The sequence below is a fragment of the Arthrobacter sp. SO3 genome (assembly GCF_020532825.1).
Classification (GTDB): Bacteria; Actinomycetota; Actinomycetes; order Actinomycetales; family Micrococcaceae; genus Arthrobacter.
Genome location: NZ_MQTS01000021.1, coordinates 38,170 through 56,279 on the forward strand (window position 1 = coordinate 38,170; position 18,110 = coordinate 56,279).

Annotated in this window: 16 protein-coding genes and 2 tRNA genes; 6 read left to right on the forward strand and 12 right to left on the reverse strand. The window is 65.1% G+C overall.

What is annotated here, in order from left to right; translation table 11 throughout:
• Positions 1-4: 4 nt before the first annotated feature.
• Positions 5-1,954 (forward strand): Stk1 family PASTA domain-containing Ser/Thr kinase, encoded by a 1,950-nt coding sequence (pknB, locus tag BJQ90_RS02405; RefSeq protein WP_226758716.1) that lies wholly within the window; start codon positions 5-7, stop codon positions 1,952-1,954.
• 27 nt (positions 1,955-1,981) lie between these two features.
• Here pknB and BJQ90_RS02410 read toward each other — a convergent pair whose 3' ends face one another.
• Positions 1,982-2,623: an anthranilate synthase component II gene (locus tag BJQ90_RS02410; protein ID WP_226758717.1), complete on the reverse strand. Its 642-nt coding sequence runs from the start codon at positions 2,621-2,623 to the stop codon at positions 1,982-1,984.
• A gap of 224 nt (positions 2,624-2,847) precedes the next feature.
• Between BJQ90_RS02410 and BJQ90_RS02415 the strand changes: the two genes are divergently transcribed.
• Both BJQ90_RS02415 and BJQ90_RS02420 read left to right on the forward strand, forming a co-directional pair.
• A complete protein-coding gene (locus BJQ90_RS02415; protein WP_226758718.1) occupies positions 2,848-3,102 on the forward strand; it encodes a cell division protein CrgA in 255 nt (84 codons plus the stop codon).
• 120 nt (positions 3,103-3,222) lie between these two features.
• The gene (locus BJQ90_RS02420; protein ID WP_226758719.1) at positions 3,223-3,828 is read left to right on the forward strand and encodes a DNA-3-methyladenine glycosylase I; all 606 of its coding nucleotides are present in this window, start codon (positions 3,223-3,225) and stop codon (positions 3,826-3,828) included.
• Between the two features lie 894 nt (positions 3,829-4,722).
• On the opposite strand, the gene BJQ90_RS02425 is transcribed toward BJQ90_RS02420, so the two are convergent.
• Both BJQ90_RS02425 and BJQ90_RS02430 read right to left on the reverse strand, forming a co-directional pair.
• Entirely contained in the window at positions 4,723-5,604 is an 882-nt protein-coding gene (locus tag BJQ90_RS02425) for a rhomboid family intramembrane serine protease (protein ID WP_226758720.1), read from the reverse strand.
• A 9-nt stretch (positions 5,605-5,613) separates the two neighbouring features.
• Positions 5,614-6,159: a peptidylprolyl isomerase gene (locus tag BJQ90_RS02430; protein WP_226758721.1), complete on the reverse strand. Its 546-nt coding sequence runs from the start codon at positions 6,157-6,159 to the stop codon at positions 5,614-5,616.
• A gap of 155 nt (positions 6,160-6,314) precedes the next feature.
• On the opposite strand from BJQ90_RS02430, the gene BJQ90_RS02435 reads away from it, so the two are divergent.
• Both BJQ90_RS02435 and BJQ90_RS02440 read left to right on the forward strand, forming a co-directional pair.
• Positions 6,315-7,286, forward strand: a complete 972-nt coding sequence (locus BJQ90_RS02435) for a hypothetical protein (protein WP_226758722.1) — start codon at positions 6,315-6,317, stop codon at positions 7,284-7,286.
• Positions 7,287-7,439: 153 nt separating this feature from the next.
• A complete protein-coding gene (locus BJQ90_RS02440) occupies positions 7,440-8,315 on the forward strand; it encodes a glycosyltransferase (protein ID WP_226758723.1) in 876 nt (291 codons plus the stop codon).
• Positions 8,316-8,337: 22 nt separating this feature from the next.
• Here the strand turns inward: BJQ90_RS02440 and BJQ90_RS02445 are convergent, their stop codons facing one another.
• On the reverse strand, positions 8,338-9,252 hold the full coding sequence (locus BJQ90_RS02445; RefSeq protein ID WP_226758724.1) for a DMT family transporter: 915 nt from the start codon (positions 9,250-9,252) through the stop codon (positions 8,338-8,340).
• Positions 9,253-9,369: 117 nt separating this feature from the next.
• Between BJQ90_RS02445 and BJQ90_RS02450 the strand changes: the two genes are divergently transcribed.
• Positions 9,370-9,738: a cupin domain-containing protein gene (locus BJQ90_RS02450; RefSeq protein ID WP_226758725.1), complete on the forward strand. Its 369-nt coding sequence runs from the start codon at positions 9,370-9,372 to the stop codon at positions 9,736-9,738.
• A gap of 109 nt (positions 9,739-9,847) precedes the next feature.
• Here BJQ90_RS02450 and BJQ90_RS02455 read toward each other — a convergent pair.
• The 8 genes from BJQ90_RS02455 to recF form a co-directional block, all read right to left on the reverse strand.
• A tRNA-Ala gene (locus BJQ90_RS02455) sits at positions 9,848-9,923 on the reverse strand.
• 72 nt (positions 9,924-9,995) lie between these two features.
• Positions 9,996-10,118: a DLW-39 family protein gene (locus BJQ90_RS02460; RefSeq protein WP_413463626.1), complete on the reverse strand. Its 123-nt coding sequence runs from the start codon at positions 10,116-10,118 to the stop codon at positions 9,996-9,998.
• Positions 10,119-10,182: 64 nt separating this feature from the next.
• Positions 10,183-10,256 (reverse strand) — tRNA-Ile (locus tag BJQ90_RS02465).
• 98 nt (positions 10,257-10,354) lie between these two features.
• Positions 10,355-11,005 (reverse strand): DUF3566 domain-containing protein, encoded by a 651-nt coding sequence (locus BJQ90_RS02470; protein WP_226758727.1) that lies wholly within the window; start codon positions 11,003-11,005, stop codon positions 10,355-10,357.
• On the reverse strand, positions 11,002-13,749 hold the full coding sequence (gene gyrA / locus BJQ90_RS02475; protein WP_226758728.1) for a DNA gyrase subunit A: 2,748 nt from the start codon (positions 13,747-13,749) through the stop codon (positions 11,002-11,004). Before gyrA ends, BJQ90_RS02470 begins: the two co-directional genes overlap by 4 nt.
• Before the next feature lie 62 nt (positions 13,750-13,811).
• Entirely contained in the window at positions 13,812-15,896 is a 2,085-nt protein-coding gene (gene gyrB / locus BJQ90_RS02480; RefSeq protein WP_413463627.1) for a DNA topoisomerase (ATP-hydrolyzing) subunit B, read from the reverse strand.
• 412 nt (positions 15,897-16,308) lie between these two features.
• A complete protein-coding gene (locus BJQ90_RS02485; RefSeq protein WP_226758729.1) occupies positions 16,309-16,872 on the reverse strand; it encodes a DUF721 domain-containing protein in 564 nt (187 codons plus the stop codon).
• Positions 16,869-18,086 (reverse strand): DNA replication/repair protein RecF, encoded by a 1,218-nt coding sequence (gene recF, locus BJQ90_RS02490; protein ID WP_226758730.1) that lies wholly within the window; start codon positions 18,084-18,086, stop codon positions 16,869-16,871. Before recF ends, BJQ90_RS02485 begins: the two co-directional genes overlap by 4 nt.
• Positions 18,087-18,110 lie beyond the last annotated feature (24 nt).

Sequence of the window (18,110 nt, forward strand, 5' to 3'; positions counted from 1 at the left end):
CACTATGCCCAATTCACCCCGCACCCCATCGCACCGGGAGGACCGCGGCCCCGTGAACACGCAGCGCGTCCTCAGCGGGCGCTATGAGCTGGGTGAGCTGATCGGCCGCGGCGGCATGGCCGACGTCTTCCGCGGCGTCGACACCCGGCTGGGACGCACCGTCGCCGTCAAACTCCTGCGCCCGGACCTGGCCCGGGACCCCCAGTTCCAGGCCAGGTTCAAGCGCGAGGCGCAGGCGGTGGCCGCCCTGAACCACCCCACGATCGTTGCCATCTACGACACCGGTGACCACGCGGTCCCCGGCGACCACGAGGACACCGTCCGGGTGCCGTACATCGTGATGGAGTTCGTCTCCGGCAGGACGATCCGCGATCTGATCCGGGCCAAGGAAGTCAGCATCGACCAGGCGATCGATTTCACGCTCGGGGTGCTCGCTGCCCTGGACTACAGTCATAAGGCCGGGATCGTGCACCGCGACATCAAACCGGCCAATGTGATGTTCTGCCCGGAGAACAACAGCGTGAAAGTCATGGACTTCGGGATTGCCCGCGCCATGGCCGACTCCGCAGCGACCATGACCCAGACCCAGGCCGTGGTGGGCACCGCCCAGTACCTTTCACCGGAGCAGGCCCGCGGCGAGACGGTGGACGCCCGCAGCGACCTCTACTCCGCCGGCTGTCTCCTGTATGAGATGCTGACCGGCCGCCCGCCTTTCATCGGCGACAGCCCCGTTTCCGTCGCCTACCAGCATGTGCGTGAGATCCCCGGACTGGCCAGCAGCTTGAACCCTGACGTCTCCGAGGCGCTGGACAGCGTGCTGATGAAGGCACTCCAGAAGAACCGAGCGGACCGCTTCCAGGATGCTGCAGCCTTCCGCCGCGCCCTTCGGGCAGCCCGCAGTGGCGTGGGCGTCGCCGCGCCGGCCGCCAGCGAAGCTCCCACCGATCCCCATGACACGATCCCCACGCCGGACAGCGCAGCGACCGCCGCCTTCTCGGTGACCGGCGCGAAGTTCCTCGACGAGACCCCCACAGGCAGGCTCAGGCCGGTGCCGGAGGCCTCGGCCGATGATGAAAACGCTCTGCTGGCACAAGGGGTTGCCTATGGCGCCGAAGACACCGACAGCCTGCCGCTGGTGCTGCCGCTCGAACGCGAGCACACCGCGCGGCAGCGGTCGCGACGCCGGACATGGATCTCCGCCCTGGTGATCGTCACCGTCCTGGTATTGGCGGGAGGCGGCCTGTGGCTTTACAACATGATGAACCAGGCGCCGCCGCCCGTAGCCAAGGTCCTGGTCCCGTCGGTGACGTCGCTGACCGAGACGGAGGCCCTCCAGAAGCTCTACAACGCCGGGCTTAAGCCCCAGCTCAGCCGGATGCAGCACGAGACGATCGCCAAGGGCATCGCCGTCGGCACCGTTCCCACGACGGGGACCTCGCTGGAGCCCGACTCGGCCATCACGCTAAACATCTCCGAAGGCCCCAGCGTCATCACCATCCCCGCGGACCTGCCCGGGCGGACGGAGGCCGCCGCCCGGGATGTCCTGCGCCAGAAGGGCCTCGCCGGAGCACCGGGCACCACCATGGCCAACAGTCCGACGGTCCCGGCCGGCATTGTGATCACGACCAACCCTGCCCCGGGCCAGAACGTGGCCGCAGGCAGCACGGTGGAAATCATTGTCTCGACCGGCAAGGTGGCGGTTCCCCAGCTCATTGGGCTTCCGCAGGCCGAGGCTGAGGCCGCCCTGAAGGCTGTTGGCCTCGGCATCAACGCTACGGAAGTCGAAAACTCCCAGGTGGAGCCGGGAAAGGTGACCGGGCAGGCCGACGCCGCCGAGGCCCTGGTGGAACAGGGCAAGACGGTCACCGTCACTGTGGCCAAGGCTCCGCCGCCACCGCCGGCCCCGAGCCCCAGCGCCACGCCGACCCCGACGCCCACCAAGAGCTCGAAGTAAGTCGAAGCTGACCGGGCGGGCTTTCGGCTAGTGCTTGATGAGCGGGCTGAGCCCGGCCGCGCGCTGGCCCGCTCCGGCCATGCCGAGCGATTCCAGCCAGTTCCCGAGCATCTGGTAGCCGCCTTCGGTCAGGACGGACTCCGGGTGGAACTGCACCCCGCAGAGGGGCGCGGTTCGATGCTGCAGCCCCATCACCACACCGGTACCCGTCTCCGCGGTGATCTCCAGGACGTCCGGGATACTCTCCCGGACGGCAGCGAGGGAATGGTAGCGGGTCGCCGTGAAGGGCGACGGCAGCCCGTCGAACACACTGCCGCCGTGGTGCTCCACAAGGGACGTCTTGCCGTGCATCAACTCGGGCGCGTGGGTGACGGTTCCCCCGTAGGCCTCGGCCAGTGCCTGGTGGCCCAGGCAGACCCCCAGCATCGGTTTGTTATGGCTGCCGCACCACTTGATCAACTCAATGCAGACCCCTGCGCCCGCGGGGTTTCCGGGGCCGGGCGAGATGAGGACGCCGTCGCGCGCTTCCGCCAGGTCAATGGCCTCGGCCAGGCTAACGTCGTCGTTGCGGACGACGGTGGTCTCTGCGCCCAGTTCCTGGAGATACCCCACCAGGGTGTACACAAAGCTGTCGTAGTTGTCGACGACGAGGATCTTGGTTGTGCTCATGGGTGCCTTGCTGAACCAATCGTTGAATCAGTGAACTGGGTGGATTGTGCCATCCAGGAAAGCCGGACGTTCGCGGCGGACGCCCCGGCGGCCTGAACAACAGCTAGAATTGGCTCCGAACAAGAACTCAAACGTGACCAGGAGCGCGTTGACCGCCGGTGTATTCCTTCTTGCAGGATATCAAGCCAGGTCCCGCTCCTGTTCCCAGCCGCCCAGGAGGACCCGTGCCCGAGTCAAAGCGCCGCAAAAGGACCATTCCCGCCACGACGCAGACTTCCACCGCGCACGCGCACAAGCCGAACCCGGTCTGGTTCAAGCCGGTGATGTTCGGCCTGATGATCATCGGCCTCCTCTGGATCATCACCTTCTACATCAGCCAAGGCGCCTTCCCCGTCGCCGCCTGGGGATCCGCGAACATCATCGCCGGCTTCGGCATCGCCATCATCGGCTTCCTGATGACCACCCGCTGGCGTTCCTGAGCCCCGCTGCAAGTGACGGAAGACCGGTACACCGTGTGTGCCGGTCTTTCGCGTTAACGCCGGGGCCCCGAATCGGCCGATAATGCTGTCAAGAAGAATCGGGCAAGCGAAGGAATCACAATGGCCCCGGCAGTATCCGGCTCGGTCCTCGGCGACGACGGCCTTGCCCGGCCCCCGTGGGCGGCCGTGGACCCGTTGCTGCGCGCATACTACGACACAGAGTGGGGGCTCCCGGTACGGGACGAGCAGGGCCTCTTCGAGCGCATCAGCCTCGAGGCGTTCCAGGCCGGGCTGTCCTGGGCCACGATCCTCCGGAAGAGGCCGGCATTCCGGACCGCCTTCCACGACTTCCATCCCGAGACGGTCGCCGCTTTCACTGAAACGGATGTCGAGCGTCTGCTCCTCGATACCGGAATCGTCCGCAACCGGCTCAAGATCCGGGCCGCCATCACCAACGCCCAGTCCACCATTGCTTTGAGGGACGACGGCGGACTGGTGGACTTCGTGTGGTCCTTCCAGCCGGAGTCCACGCCGGAACCGGTCTCCCCTGCGGACATCCCAACCACCTCGGCCGAGTCGGTTGCCCTGTCCAAGGCGTTGCGGAAGCGGGGTTTCGCTTTCGTCGGACCCACCACGATGTACGCCCTGATGGAAGCGATCGGCATGATCGACACCCATCTCCTGGACAGCCACCGCCGGGGCAGCTCAGGCGTCTGGCCCCGCTGACGCAGCAGCGCTGTGCACAACTCCGGCCAAAGTTATCCACAATGTTGATAACTTTCCAGCGGCTCTGGCCGGTCCGGATGGCGTCCCCGCCGGTGCTGGCCCCAGGAAGCCCTTCCGTCGAACGAGAACCGGAGCCTATCGGGTCCGTGAGTTATTAACAGTGTGGATTCCCTGTGGATAAGTTCACAGGGCTCAGGGCCGCGCCCGGCTTGGCAGCCGTGGCACGCGATGTCCGCACCATCTCAGGCCAGCGTGCGGCCCGGGGAAAGTTATCCACTTAACAACAACTCAGTACCCACAACTTATCCACAGCTGGGGATAACCCGGCCAGACGAGGGGATTCCGCCGGTTTCTGGCGCCATACGGCGCCAATTCCATCCGGGATACTTGGAGCGACAAGTTATTAACATTGTGAATAACCCTGTTGAAATCTGATTTGTGCCGGGAGTGGCCCGGTGGGGACAGCGCAGCGTCGCCGCCCTCCCGCGCCTGATACCCACCGGAAGCCGGCTTGCGGAGCTTTTCCCCGGCGGCGTTGTCCACTTAACCACAGGCCCGCCCACAGGAGTTATCCACAATTGTGGAGATCGGGAAGTGCCGCGGAACAAAATCGCCCGGTGTGGCCCTCAGATCCGCACCGCCCGCACGAACTACAGCCGTGTAAGTTACCAACAGTGTGGATAACCCCTGTGGACAACCCCCGAGAGGACGGTGGATCCTGGCCTGCACCGGCCGCGGTGAGGGCCGCGGTGGGGGCCTCGGCCAGGCGGCAGCACCCGCCAAAAAAAGCGCGTCCGTCAGGACGCGCTGTGGAAAATCAAGACACGCTGTGGGAAACCCTCAGGCAGGGCGGGCAGGGCGGAGTGGGGCAGAGTGGGGAACGGGCGGCGCGGTCTAGGCGCCGGCGACTCGGAGGGCGGAGACGGCGACGAGCAGGGCCAGTACCGCCACCAGGCCGCAGGCCTGCAACAGCCCCTGTCGCGGACCGCGGGGCGTGTACACAATAACGGCCGCACACAGGGCACCTGTGACTGCACCACCAAGGTGCGCCTGCCAGGCAATCGAGGGGACCACAAACCCGATGACGCCGTTGATGATGATCAACACCCAGAGTTGCCGGGTGTCGCCGCCGCGGCGGCGCTGGACCACCAGCATGGCGCCGAAGAGGCCGAAAATGGCGCCGGAAGCGCCCACGACTCCGGTGAGGGGCTGGCCCGGAACATACCCCGGCGTCAGCAGGAGGAAGCCCGCCGATCCGCCGAAGGCGGACAACAAATAGACCGCCAGGAACCGGATGCGGCCCAGGAGCGGCTCGAGTGCCTGGCCAAACACCCACAGCATGTACATGTTGAGCACAATGTGGAGGATGAAGCCCTGGGAATGGAGAAAGGCCGACGTCACCATCCGCCACGGTTCGAACACCCCGTATTCCGGGGAGGCATAGACGGTGGCGAATGCCAGGTTCTGATAGATCAGGTCGCCGGGGACCAGCCACTGGAGCGCAAAGACCGCGGCGCAGAGCCCGATGATGAAGTAGGTGACCAGCGGTTTGCCGGTGGCCACGGCGCCGCCGTAGACGGTCCTGACGTCCGGCGTCGTGCGTTTTGTTTCGTTGACACAGTCAACGCACTGGAATCCGACGGCGGCCGCCCGCTGGCAGTCGGGGCACGCAGGGCGCCCGCAGCGCTGGCAGCGCACATAGGCGGGCCGGTCCGGGTGCCGGGGGCACACCGGAATCTGCGCGGACGGCTCTGCCGCCGGAATTCCGTAGCTCATGCGCTGGGCTTAGAGTTTTTCGACGTCAATGCTGTTGATGGTGACGTCCTCGACCGGGCGGTCGCCCATCCCGGTGCGGACGCCCTCGATGGCGTCAACGACCTTCTTGGAGTCCTCGTCGGCCACCTCGCCGAAGATGCTGTGCTTGCCCTGCAGCCAGCCGGTGGGGATGGTGGTGATAAAGAACTGGGAGCCGTTGGTGCCGCGGCCCATCTGGATCCCGGCGTTCGCCATGGCCAGCTTGTAGGGCTCGTTGAAGGTCAGCTCCGGGTGGATTTCATCATCGAACTTGTATCCCGGGCCGCCGACACCGCGGCCCAGGGGGTCGCCCGCCTGGATCATGAAGTCCTTGATGATGCGGTGGAAGATGGTGCCGTCATACAGCGGCGTCCCCGTCTTGTCCTCGCCGGACTCCGGGTGGGTCCAGGCCTTCTCGCCGGTGGCCAGTCCGACGAAATTCTCGACGGTCTTGGGGGCGTGGTTGCCGAAGAGGCTGACGACAATGTCGCCCATGCTCGTGTGGATGGTTGCTTTTGCAGTTGCGATGGCAGTCATAGGCCCTATTCTTCCATGAGAGGCCACTACACGCCGGGCCGGTCCGACAGTTCCGCGCTGGGTGAAATCCGGCCCAAATCGGCCTGAAGAATAGCCGGTGAGGTCTGGGACACGTAGGCTAACTGCAGAACCGTCACATTAATCGGGAGGTAGTTGTGAAGAAAACGGATCGTATTGCCCGGGAGCTGGAGCAGTCCGTCAGCACCGGAGTAGAGAACGCCAGGGAATGGGCTACCCCGCGGGTTGAAGCAGCAGTCAGCTGGGCAGTGCCGCGCCTGCAGCAGGGCCTGGATACCGCTTCTCCCAAGATCCAGGAAGGTCTCAAGTCGGCGGCCTACAACCTCGCCGACGGTGTTGCAACGGTAACCCCGCGCATCCAGGACAGCCTGGCCCATTTGGCACCGAGGATCCACGACGCCGTTGAGGGCGCGACCCCGCGCCTGCATGAGGCCCTGGACAAGGCGACGCCGGTCATCGCCAACGCGCGCGACCGGGTTGTCGTCGACTATCTGCCGAAGCTCTCGGACCAGATCGGCCAGGCCTCCGAAGCTGTGCACCGGACCCTCGAAAGCGCCCCGGCCCATGTGGATGCGGTCGCCCAGAAGCTCGGCGACGTGGGGATCATCCACACCGTCCAGGAGCAGGCAAAGACGGCCGGAAGCCGCGCCAAGGCCGCTGCGAGCCACGCCAGCAAGGCCGTCAGCGGCAAGCCGCAGAAGCCCAGGCACCGCGGATGGCTGGTCTTCGGCATCATTGCCGCGGCCGTGGCCGCCGGTGTTGCCGCCTGGAAGGCTTCCCAGCCGGTCGAAGATCCGTGGACGACACCGGCCCCGGTGACGCCCGCCCCCGTGCCGGCCACTACCGTCAACGAGGTCAAGGATTCCGTCAAGGACGCCGCTGACAAGGCCGGCGAAGCAACGGTCGCAGCCGCGGATACCGCAGCGGACGCTTCGGCTGATGTTGCCGAATCCGCCGACGACGCCGCAGACAAGGCCAAGCACGCCGCAGAGGACGCTGTCGAGGACATCAAGGACGCTTCCGCCAAGGTTGCCACCGATGCCAAGACTGCGGTCCGGAACATCGCCGCCAGCCGCAACAACGGCGCGGACAAGAACACCGGCCTCTAAAACGGCTGGCGGGCTGCCCGATTGCAGCCACTGAGGGAGGGATTCCGCCATCGGCGGGATTCCTCCCTTTTTCGCGCGATGTTTACCAGTTCGTAGCCGGGGCAATGCCCGGCTGCGGGCCGGAAAAATGTCACGGGTGCTAAATTTAGGGGAATGTCACCCGAAAAATCCTCTGAGGATGCCTTACACGATGCTGTGCACACACCAGATGTGTCCATTGTCATCCCGGCCTTCAACGAGGAAAGCGTCATCCGGCAGTGCCTCATTGCTGCCGTGTACCAGTCCGTCCCGGCCCACGAGATCATCGTGGTCGACAACATGTCGAAGGACCGCACAGCCGATATCGTCCGGCAGATGCAGTCGGAATATCCGGAGAGCCCCATCATCCTGCTCAGCCAGGACCGGCACCAGGGTCTGATCCCCACCCGCAACTTCGGCCTGGACCATGCCTCCGGGGACATCCTCGGGCGGATCGACGCCGATTCCGTGCTGGAGCCCGACTGGGTCGAAGAAGTGCAGAAGGCCTTCCTGGACCAGTCCGTGCACGCCGCGACCGGACCGGTGGTCTACTACGATATGCCGATGCGGCGCTTTGGCCTGAAGGCCGACGACAAGATGCGCCAGCTGATGCTTAAGCTCGCCAAGCACCAGTACCACTTCCTCTTCGGGTCCAATATGGCCCTCCGCCGCTCAGCGTGGGAAATCATCCGGACCGAGACCTGCCGGGATGAAAAGGACGAGATGCACGAGGACATCGACCTGTCCCTGCACCTGGCGGACCACGAGCTCCGGATCCAGTACTGGCCGCAGATGGTCTCCGGAATGTCCGCGCGCCGCCTCGAAGACTCTCCCCGCGACTACCGCTACTACGTGACGCGCTTCGACCGCACGTACAAGGCGCACAACGTCAAGAAGATGGCGCTCAAGGCCCCTATGGTCGTCTTCTTCTCCGTCTACTTCCCGGCCAAGCTGCTCCGGGCGATCCACACGGTCAATACGGCCCAGCCCGCCCGCCGCGGCGGCCAGTAGCGCTGGCGGCAGCCGGCCGCCGTCAGTCTGTCCCCAGCTCCGCCAGCGGGGCTGCACTGCGCCGCCCAGGACGGGAACCCCGCTGGCCCACGACGACGACGGCGAGCCCCACCAGGATCAGCACGAGACCGGCGTAGGTTCCGGCCGGCAGGGTCTCGGACAGGAACGCGGCAGCGAGCAGCGCGGCACCGGGAATCTCCAGCAGGATGATCATGGACACCAGCAGCGGACTCATCGTGGCGAGCAGGTGGTTGAAGGCCGTGTGGCCGATCAGCTGCGCGCATACCGTAATCGCCAGGATGCCGAACCAGCCGGCGGCTTCGAATCCTGCCAGCGGCTGCTGTGAGAACAGTGCCAGAAGCGCGACGACGGCAGCGCACATGCCGTAGCAGAGGGTAGTGTAGACACCCGTCCCCATGGTCTGGCGCGCCTTGCCGCCGGCAAGGGTATAGACGCCTGCGAGGGCACCGCCCGCTACTGCCAGAAGGTCGCCAAGCAGCGCCTTCGGCGAGCCCCCCATGTCGAAGCCGGTAATCACAACAACGCCGCTGAAGGCGATACCCAGCCCCGCCAGGACCGGCCAGCGGTGCCTCACGCCCCGGAACAGCTGGAAGATTGCGATCCAGCCGGACTGGAGGCAGACGAGAGCGGTGGCCGCCGCGACGGAGGTCAGCTGCAACGAGGTGATGAAGCAGGCAAAGTGCAGCGCCAGCGCGACGGCAGCCGCCAGCGACCAGCCAAACTCCCTGCCGGTAACCCGGCCGAACTGGCGGGGGTTGCGGACCAGCACGGGCCCGGCCATGACGACCGACCCGATCGCGTTGCGCCAAAAGGCGATCGCCAGGGCACTGACCGAGGTGGCCCCCAGGGTAGCGGCAATGAGAGGCCCGGAGGAGGCCACTCCGAGGACGCCCAGGGCGGCAAGGAAGAAGTTCACGGTCCCACAGTAGTGGGGGCGGGGAGAGGGCCGCTGACGCCCGCATATCCTTGACCGCGGCAGGCGGCGGTGACAGTCTTAAATCCGGTCTCACCATCATCCACAAAGGAGACCATCATGGCTGCGACCATCCGCAAGAGCCTGGACAATCCGGAGGAAACCCGCCCCGTCACAGACGGGATGGGCCACGTGGAACTCGTCAATCTCGACGCCGGCGCCGTGGCACGTGCGACGTTCCTGCCCGGCTGGAAGTGGTCCCAGCACGTCAAGCCGATCGCCCAGACGGACAGCTGCATGATTGCCCACAAGGGTTACACCGTTTCGGGCCGCCTCAAGGTCGTAATGGACGACGGCGAGGAGAACGAGTTCGGCCCAGGTGACTTCGGCATCATCCCGCCGGGCCACGATGCCTGGGTCGTCGGCGACGAGCCCTACGTCTATATCGACTGGCAGGGCATGGACGACTACGCCAAGCCCAAGGAATGACGCCCGCAGCTCCCTGCCTGGCGCCGGAACGGAGTCGGAACCGGGCCGGAAAGTTCCCGGGCATGCAAAAGGCCCCGGACCGCGTTTCCACGGTCCGGGGCCTTTCCTATGGTGGAGGCACGGGGACTCGAACCCCGAACCCCCTGCTTGCAAAGCAGGTGCGCTACCAATTGCGCCATGCCCCCATAAGAAGCAACCCGACAATCATACCCTAGTTCGGCGAGCCGTTTTCCAGCTCCCGAACCCGGGAATCCGGGCTAGTCAACTGTATCGGTTGATTCGCTCCAGACCGTCTTCCGGGCCTCGGATTCCTGCACTTTCCTGTAGAGCAGGACGCCTGCGATCGTAGCTGCAATAACGAGCAACTTCTTCACATGCACCCCGTTCCGGTTCGGCGATAAATAAATATTTACCGAACCTCCACTTGAATCTGTACAGATTCCGTGGGCGTACCAGGACTTGAACCTGGGACCTCTTCGTTATCAGCGAAGCGCTCTAACCGCCTGAGCTATACGCCCCGATGCCTCATCGGGCCGAGATATGACTGTACAGCACATCCCGGCCCGATCTCAAATCGAGGCATTTCCCCGGGAAAAGTCCGGGAGAACCGCGGGTTTTAGTCGTCCGTAAGGGTGACGCCGATGCCGCCCACGAGGGTGGCGGAGATGTTGTACAGCACCGCCGAGAGCATCGACAGCGCCGTCAGCAGGACCACGTTGATGACGGCGATGATGGTGGCGAAGGATGCCACCTGTCCCAGCGAAGCGACCTTCTTCAATTCGAAGCCGCCACCTTCCGAGCCGGCCAGGGTTCCGAGCAGGCCATCGACCTGGTCGAAAATTCCGGTCAGGTCCAGGACCGTCCAGAGCACGATCGCTGCCACTACGGTCACGATGCCCAGGGCTACGGAGAGCAGGAACGCCATCTTCAGCACGGACCAGGGGTCAACCTTGCTCACCAGCAGGCGGGCACGGCGCACCTTGGCCTTGGGTGCCGGCTTGATCAGCCCGGTAGCGTTCTGCCCAGAAGGGCCCTGGCCCGTCCGCTGACCCGGTGTCACCGGACGCTGTCCCGGTGCCGCCGGGCGGCCCTGTACGGGGCGCTGGCCCGGTGCCGGTGGCCGCTGGACCGATCCGTTGACGCTGCCGGGTACGCCGGGGCGCTGCTCGGGACGGGCCGGTGCGCTTACCCGCGGCGCGGAGGCAGGCTGCCGCACTCCGCCGGGAACGCCGCTGTTGGGCTTGGGATATGAGTCGGAATTACTCACTCGTTACCTCCGGTGTTGTCTTCGTCCAGCTCGGCATTGCCTGATGACTCATCTGACTCCGGGGCCGGTGCTGATTCTTCCGCTGCGGACCCCTCATGTGATCCGGTATCTTCAGCCAACGTTACGTCATCCGGCGCGGATGCCTGACCTTCGGCAGCAACATCTGCATCTTCGACTGCCTCTTCGCCTGTATCTTGTCCGTCGGACGTCTCGTCGGTTTCGAGGCCGCGTTCGCTGTTGCGCGCCACCTCGATGATGCGGTCGTTCTTGTCCGGCTTGGCGAAGATGACGCCCATGGTGTCGCGGCCCTTGGCCGGCACTCCGGCTACGGAGGAACGGACCACCTTGCCGCCCTCCATGACCACCAGGACCTCGTCCTCCTCCTGAACGATCAGGGCGCCCACGAGGTGGCCACGCTCCTCCTGGTACTTGCCGACCTTGATGCCGAGACCGCCACGGCCCTGGAGCCGGTATTCCTCCACGGCGGTGCGCTTGGCGTAGCCACCCTCAGTGACGATGAACACGAAGGAGCCGTCGGTGACGACGTCAGCCGCCAGCAGCTCGTCGTCCTCACGGAACTTCATGCCGGTGACACCGGAGGTTGCCCGGCCCATCGGACGCAGGGCGTCGTCGGTGGCGGTGAAGCGGATGGACTGCCCCATGCGGGAGACGAGCATCAAGTCATCCGTCTCCGAGACCAACTGGGCGGAGACCAGCTCGTCGCCGTCGCGCAGGTTGATCGCGATGACTCCCGCGGAGCGGTTGGTGTCATAGTCCTCAAGGCGGGTCTTCTTCACCAGGCCTCGCTTGGTGGCCAGAACCAGATACGGCGACTGCTGGTAATCCCGCAGGTCCAGCACCTGGGCAATATGCTCGTCCGGCTGGAAGGCCAGCAGGTTCGCGACGTGCTGTCCCTTGGCGTCGCGTCCGGCTTCCACGAGTTCGTACGCCTTCGCCCGGTAGACCCGGCCCAAGTTTGTGAAGAACAACAGCCAGTGGTGGGTCGTGGTGACGAAGAAGTGCTCGACGACGTCGTCGCCGCGCAGCTGCGCGCCCTTGATGCCCTTGCCGCCGCGCTGCTGCGAGCGGTAGTTGTCACTGCGGGTGCGCTTGACGTAGCCGCCGCGGGTGATCGTGACGACCATTTCCTCCTCGGGGATCAGGTCCTCCATCGACATGTCGCCGTCGAAGCCCAGCAGAACTTTGGTGCGGCGGTCATCGCCGTGTTTGGCCACGATTTCGGCCAGCTCGGTGCTGATGATCCCTCGCTGGCGTTCTTCCGACGCAAGGATCGAGTTGTACTCGGTGATCATGGCTTCGAGTTCGGAGTGGCGGTCCTGGATCTTCTGGCGTTCCAGGGCCGCGAGGCGGCGCAGCTGCATGTCCAGGATGGCGCGTGCCTGGAGTTCGTCGATATCCAGGAGCTGCATCAGCCCGTCGCGGGCAGCTTCGGTAGTGTTCGACGCCCGGATCAGCGCGATGACCTCGTCGAGCGCGTCGAGCGCTTTGAGGAGGGCACGCAGGATGTGCGCTTCCTCCTCGGCCTTGCGCAGGCGGTAGCGGGTCCGGCGGGCGATTACGTCCATCTGGTGCGTGACCCAGTGGCGGATGAACGCATCCAGGCTCAAGGTGCGGGGCACGCCGTCGACGATCGCGAGCATGTTGGCCGCGAAGTTGTCCTGCAGTTGGGTGTGCTTGTAGAGGTTGTTCAGCACCACCTTGGCGACCGCGTCGCGCTTGAGCACGATCACGAGGCGCTGGCCGGTGCGTCCCGAGGTTTCATCGCGCAGGTCGGCGATTCCCGAGATCTTGCCGTCCTTGACGAGCTCGGCAATCTTGATCGCCAGGTTGTCCGGGTTGGCCTGGTACGGCAGCTCAGTGACCACGAGGCAGGTGCGGCCCTGGAGTTCCTCCACATTGACCACCGCGCGCATGGTGATCGAGCCGCGGCCCGTGCGGTAGGCGTCCTCGATCCCCTTGTGGCCCAGGATGGTGGCACCGGTCGGGAAGTCGGGTCCCTTGATGCGGACGATCAGCTCTTCGAGCAGTTCCTCGCGGCTGGCGGTCGGGTTGGCCAGGTACCACTGGACGCCGTCGGCGACCTCCCGGAGGTTGTGCGGCGGGATGTTGGTGGCCATGCCGACGGCGATGCCCGAGGAGCCATTGACCAGGAGGTTCGGGAAGCGCGCCGGCAGGATGGTCGGTTCCTGGTTCTTGCCGTCGTAGTTGTCCTGGAAATCGACGGTTTCCTCGTCGATGTCGCGGACCATTTCCATGGCCAGCGGGGCCATTTTCGTTTCCGTGTACCGCGGTGCTGCAGCGCCGTCATTGCCCGGGGAGCCGAAGTTGCCCTGCCCCAGCGCCAGCGGGTAGCGCATGGTCCAGTCCTGGATCAGGCGGACCAGCGCATCGTAGATGGCGGTGTCGCCGTGCGGGTGGTACTGGCCCATGACTTCACCCACCACGCGGGCGCACTTGTTGAAGGACCGCTCCGGGCGGTAGCCGCCGTCGAACATCGCATAGAGCACCCGGCGGTGAACAGGCTTGAGCCCGTCGCGGACGTCCGGAAGGGCGCGTCCCACAATGACAGCCATTGCGTAGTCGAGGTAGGAGCGCTGCATTTCCGTCTGCAGGTCCACCTGCTCAACACGGTCGGTCAGGACATCGGTGTCAAGGACAGTGCCCTCAATAACAGGCTCGGCATCGGCCGGTCCGGCCGGAACTTCTGGTGTTTCGTCGCTCATAGTCTATATTTTCCGTTTCAGGTATATATCAGTCCGGGAATATTCAGGGCGCCTGGCGACCGCTAGATATCGAGGAACCGAACGTCCTTGGCGTTCTGCTGAATGAAGTTTCGGCGGGATTCGACATCTTCGCCCATGAGGGTGGAAAACGTCTGGTCCGCGGCCAAGGCGTCGTCCATGGTCACTTGCAGCAGGGTGCGGTGGTCGGGGTCCATGGTGGTGTCCCACAGTTCGGTGTAGTCCATTTCGCCGAGGCCCTTGTAGCGCTGGATGCCGTTGTCCTTGGGAATGCGGCGGCCGGCCGCCTGGCCGGAAAGCAGCCGGGCATCCCGTTCCCGGTCGCTGTAGACGTAGTCGTGCGGGGCGTTGGACCATTTGATCCGGTAGAGCGGCGGCTGCGCGAGGTAGACATAGCCGTTCTCGATCAGCGGGCGCATATAGCGGAACAGCAGGGTCATCAGCAGCGTGGTGATGTGCTGTCCGTCGACGTCGGCATCGGCCATCAGGACGATCTTGTGATAGCGCAGTTTGCTCAGATCGAAGTCCTCGCCGATCCCGGTGCCGAAGGCCGTGATCATGGACTGGACCTCAGCGTTGCCCAGGGCCTTGTCCAGCCGGGCACGCTCCACGTTCAGGATCTTGCCGCGCAGCGGAAGGATGGCCTGGGTCTCCGGGTTGCGGCCGCGCTTGGCGGAGCCGCCGGCGGAGTCGCCCTCCACAATGTAGACCTCACACTTCTCCGGGTTCTTCGAAGAGCAATCGGAAAGTTTACCGGGCATGCCGAACGATTCCAGCGGGCTCTTGCGGCGCGCGTTGTCGCGGGCCTTGCGCGCTGCCATCCGGGCCTGCGCCGCAGAGATGGCCTTGCGGATCACGTCGCGGGCCGGGCCGGGGTTGCGTTCCAGCCAGTCGCCGAGTCCGTCGGTGACGACGCGCTGGACGAAGCCCTTAACCTCGGAGTTGCCGAGCTTGGTCTTGGTCTGGCCCTCGAACTGCGGTTCGGCGAGCTTGACCGAAATGACGGCCGTCAGGCCTTCGCGGATGTCGTCACCGGTGAGGTTGTCATCCTTCTCCTTGATGATGCTCTTCTCCCGCGCATAGCGGTTGATGAGCGAGGTCATCGCGGCGCGGAATCCCTCTTCGTGGGTGCCGCCCTCGTGGGTGTTGATGGTGTTGGCGTAGGTGTGGACGCTCTCGGAATACGCATTGGTCCACTGCATCGCCATTTCCAGGGCGATGTGTCGTTCGGTGTCCTCGGTTTCGAAGGCGATGACGTCCTCGTGGACCACATCGACCTTCTTGCCGGAGTTCAGATGCTTCACGTAGTCCAGCAGGCCGTCGTCGTACTGGTACACCACGGTGTGGAACTCGGCCGGGACTTCCCCGTCGGTGGGGACAGCGTCGAGGTCAAGGTCCCCATCCTCGGACGGTTCCGCCGCGGCGCGCCTCTCATCGGTCAGCGTGATGCGCAGCCCCTTGTTCAGGAACGCCATCTGCTGGAAGCGGGCGCGGAGCGTTTCAAAATCGAATTCCGTGGACTCGAAGATGCTGGCGTCCGGGTAGAACGTCTGGGTGGTGCCGGTTTCGGTGGTTTCTTCGCCCTGGACCAGGCCGCCCTGTGGCTTGCCGCCGTCGGCGAAGGACATCCGCCAGACATGGCCCTGCCGGCGGACCTCGGTGTCGACGCGGCTTGAAAGCGCATTCACTACGGAGATGCCCACGCCGTGCAGTCCGCCGGACACGGCGTAGCCGCCGCCGCCGAACTTGCCGCCGGCGTGCAGGATGGTCATCACGACCTCCACGGTCGGTTTGTGCTCCGTCGGGTGCATGTCGACCGGGATGCCGCGACCGTTGTCGACCACTTTGACCCCGCCATCGGCCTGCAGCACAATTTCAATGTGGGTGCAGTACCCGGCCAGGGCCTCGTCGACCGAGTTGTCCACGACTTCATAGACCAGGTGGTGCAAACCACGGGGTCCCGTGGAGCCGATGTACATGCCGGGACGTTTCCGGACAGCTTCCAGGCCTTCGAGCACCGTGATGTCGCTGGCGCCGTAGCCGTGGGCAGTTGCGGTTCCCGACGGGGTGTCCGCCGCCACCGCCATTACTGGTTCTACTGCCGGGATCTCTGCATTGTCGTTAGCCACAGGCGCTTTCGACTCCTCTTTTTCGCTAAAGGCCGGCCGTTGCACTTTCCCGGAGGAAACAGCTACTGCCGACGGGCACGTCACTGATGACACCGGATGTGCTGCTGGCTTGAGGATCCGTCCACCGCACGCGGATATTGCGTCGGAAACGGACTCAGTCAACGTTTCACCGGCGCCCAGTTATCTACCACAATTCTAGCGTGCTATAGGGGCCAAACCCGCATCCCGTGGGCCCAAACGGGGAGTAAAGTGCCGCTGTGAGACCGCAGACTCCACCTGCAAGGCTCCAGGAGTACCGGGTTGGGGTGCCTATACGGCTCCCGGGCGGCTGAGCGCCCTACACGCCGTTTGCGGATTTTTCAAGAGTTTTGCAAGGAGTGCTTCAGATCTTGTGTTCCGGCAGGTGCGGGAACTACCCGTAGGTGTCCCGCGGGCCGCGGCCGTTGACGGTCCGGCCACCCTTCCGCCAGCTCGGGGCCGCGGGTCCCAGAACCTGGATTTTGGTCACGACGCCGTCACCGAGTTCGGTGCGGAATTTCTCCAGCAGGCTGATGCTCAACAACCGCAGTTGCGTCGCCCAGGCGGTGGAATCACATCGGACGTGGAGGGTGGTATCGGTAAAGCTCTCCGGGGTGCAGTGGGCGGAAATTTCCGGTCCCACGAGCGTCGCCCACTCGGCCATTACCGAGCCGACGGCCACGGGGGAGCTCCAGCCGCGCTCCGCCACGAGGCGGCCCACTACCTTGCCGAGGCCCATCGGATCCCGGCCGGTGCCGTGGAATTGTCCGAAGCCGCGGGTGGCCCCGGAACTGCGGCCTGTTCTTGACGGGGTGCTGCCGGGCCGCGGCGGGGCTTTGCGCCGGATTTCGCCGCGGGACGCAGCAGCCTCGCGCATCCTGTTCAGTGCCGACTGGGCAGCGTCGATGTCGTCCGGATCGCGGCCTGGTTGCAGTCCGCCGTCGGTATCCTTATTCATCGATTTTCCTGCTCATCGATTCCTCCCGGGATTACCTTCACCCGCCGCCCGGACAGTTCCGCCGGGATATCGTCCTCGACGGCGGCGGTCACGAGCACCTGCTCGGCGCTGGATACTATTGCGGCCAGTTTACGCCGCCGCTGGACGTCAAGTTCAGCAAAGACATCATCCAGGATCAGGATGGGGGCGGACCCGCCGGTGCGGGCGTCATCGAGCATGACATAGTACGAGGCCAGGCGCAGGGACAAGCACATGGACCAGGTTTCTCCGTGCGAGGCGTAGCCTTTCGCCGGGGCCGTGCCCAGGACGAGTTCGAGTTCGTCGCGGTGCGGACCGACGAGGGAGATCCCGCGGTCCAGCTCTTTGCGCCGCGACGCTGCGAAGGCCTGGACGTAGCGTTCGGTGAGTTCGTCGACGGACAGAAGACGCAAGTCCTCGGCCGGCCCGGTACTTTCCGCGCCGCGGGCGGAGATTGGGCCCGCAGCCGGGCTGGCGCCGTCGTCCTCCAAGGCGCCCTGCAGCGTGGAGCGGTAGATGGCGCCCGCATCTTTGGACCCGTCGGTGAGTTGCGCGTAGGCGTTTTTGAGGTGGGGCCGGAGCCGTTCCACCAGTTCAAGCCGCGCATGCAGGAGCTCGGCTCCGGCCCGGGCCATGTGCTGGTCCCAGACATCCAGGGTGGCCTCGTGGCCGCTGGAGAATTTGCCGGCGCGGGCGGATTTCAGCAGGGCGTTGCGTTGCTTCAACACCCTGTCGTAGTCACTGCGGGTGGCAGCGTGCCGGGGGATGAGGCTGACCAGGAGCTCATCCAGGAAGCGACGCCGACTGGACGGATCGCCCTTGACCAGGGCCAGATCCTCCGGGGCGAACAGGACGGTCTGGCAGATGCCCAGGATGTCCCTGGCCCGGACCGGATTGCTGCGGTTGATCCGGGCGCGGTTGGCGCGGGAGCTGTTGATCTCGAGTTCGAGCACGGTGGACTGCTCACCGCGGACCAGTCTGGCGCGGATCATGGCCCGTTCGGTCCCGAAACGCAGCAGCGGGGCGTCCGAACTGACCCGGTGGGAGCTGAGCGTGGCCAGGTAGCCGATGGCTTCCATCAGGTTGGTTTTGCCGATGCCGTTCGAGCCGACCAGCACGGTGACACCGGGCTCAAGGCTCAGTTCCACCTGGGCGTAGCTACGGAAATCTGTAAGCGAGAGGTGTTCTAGGTACACGCCGGGATCAGGATTTCAGGGCAG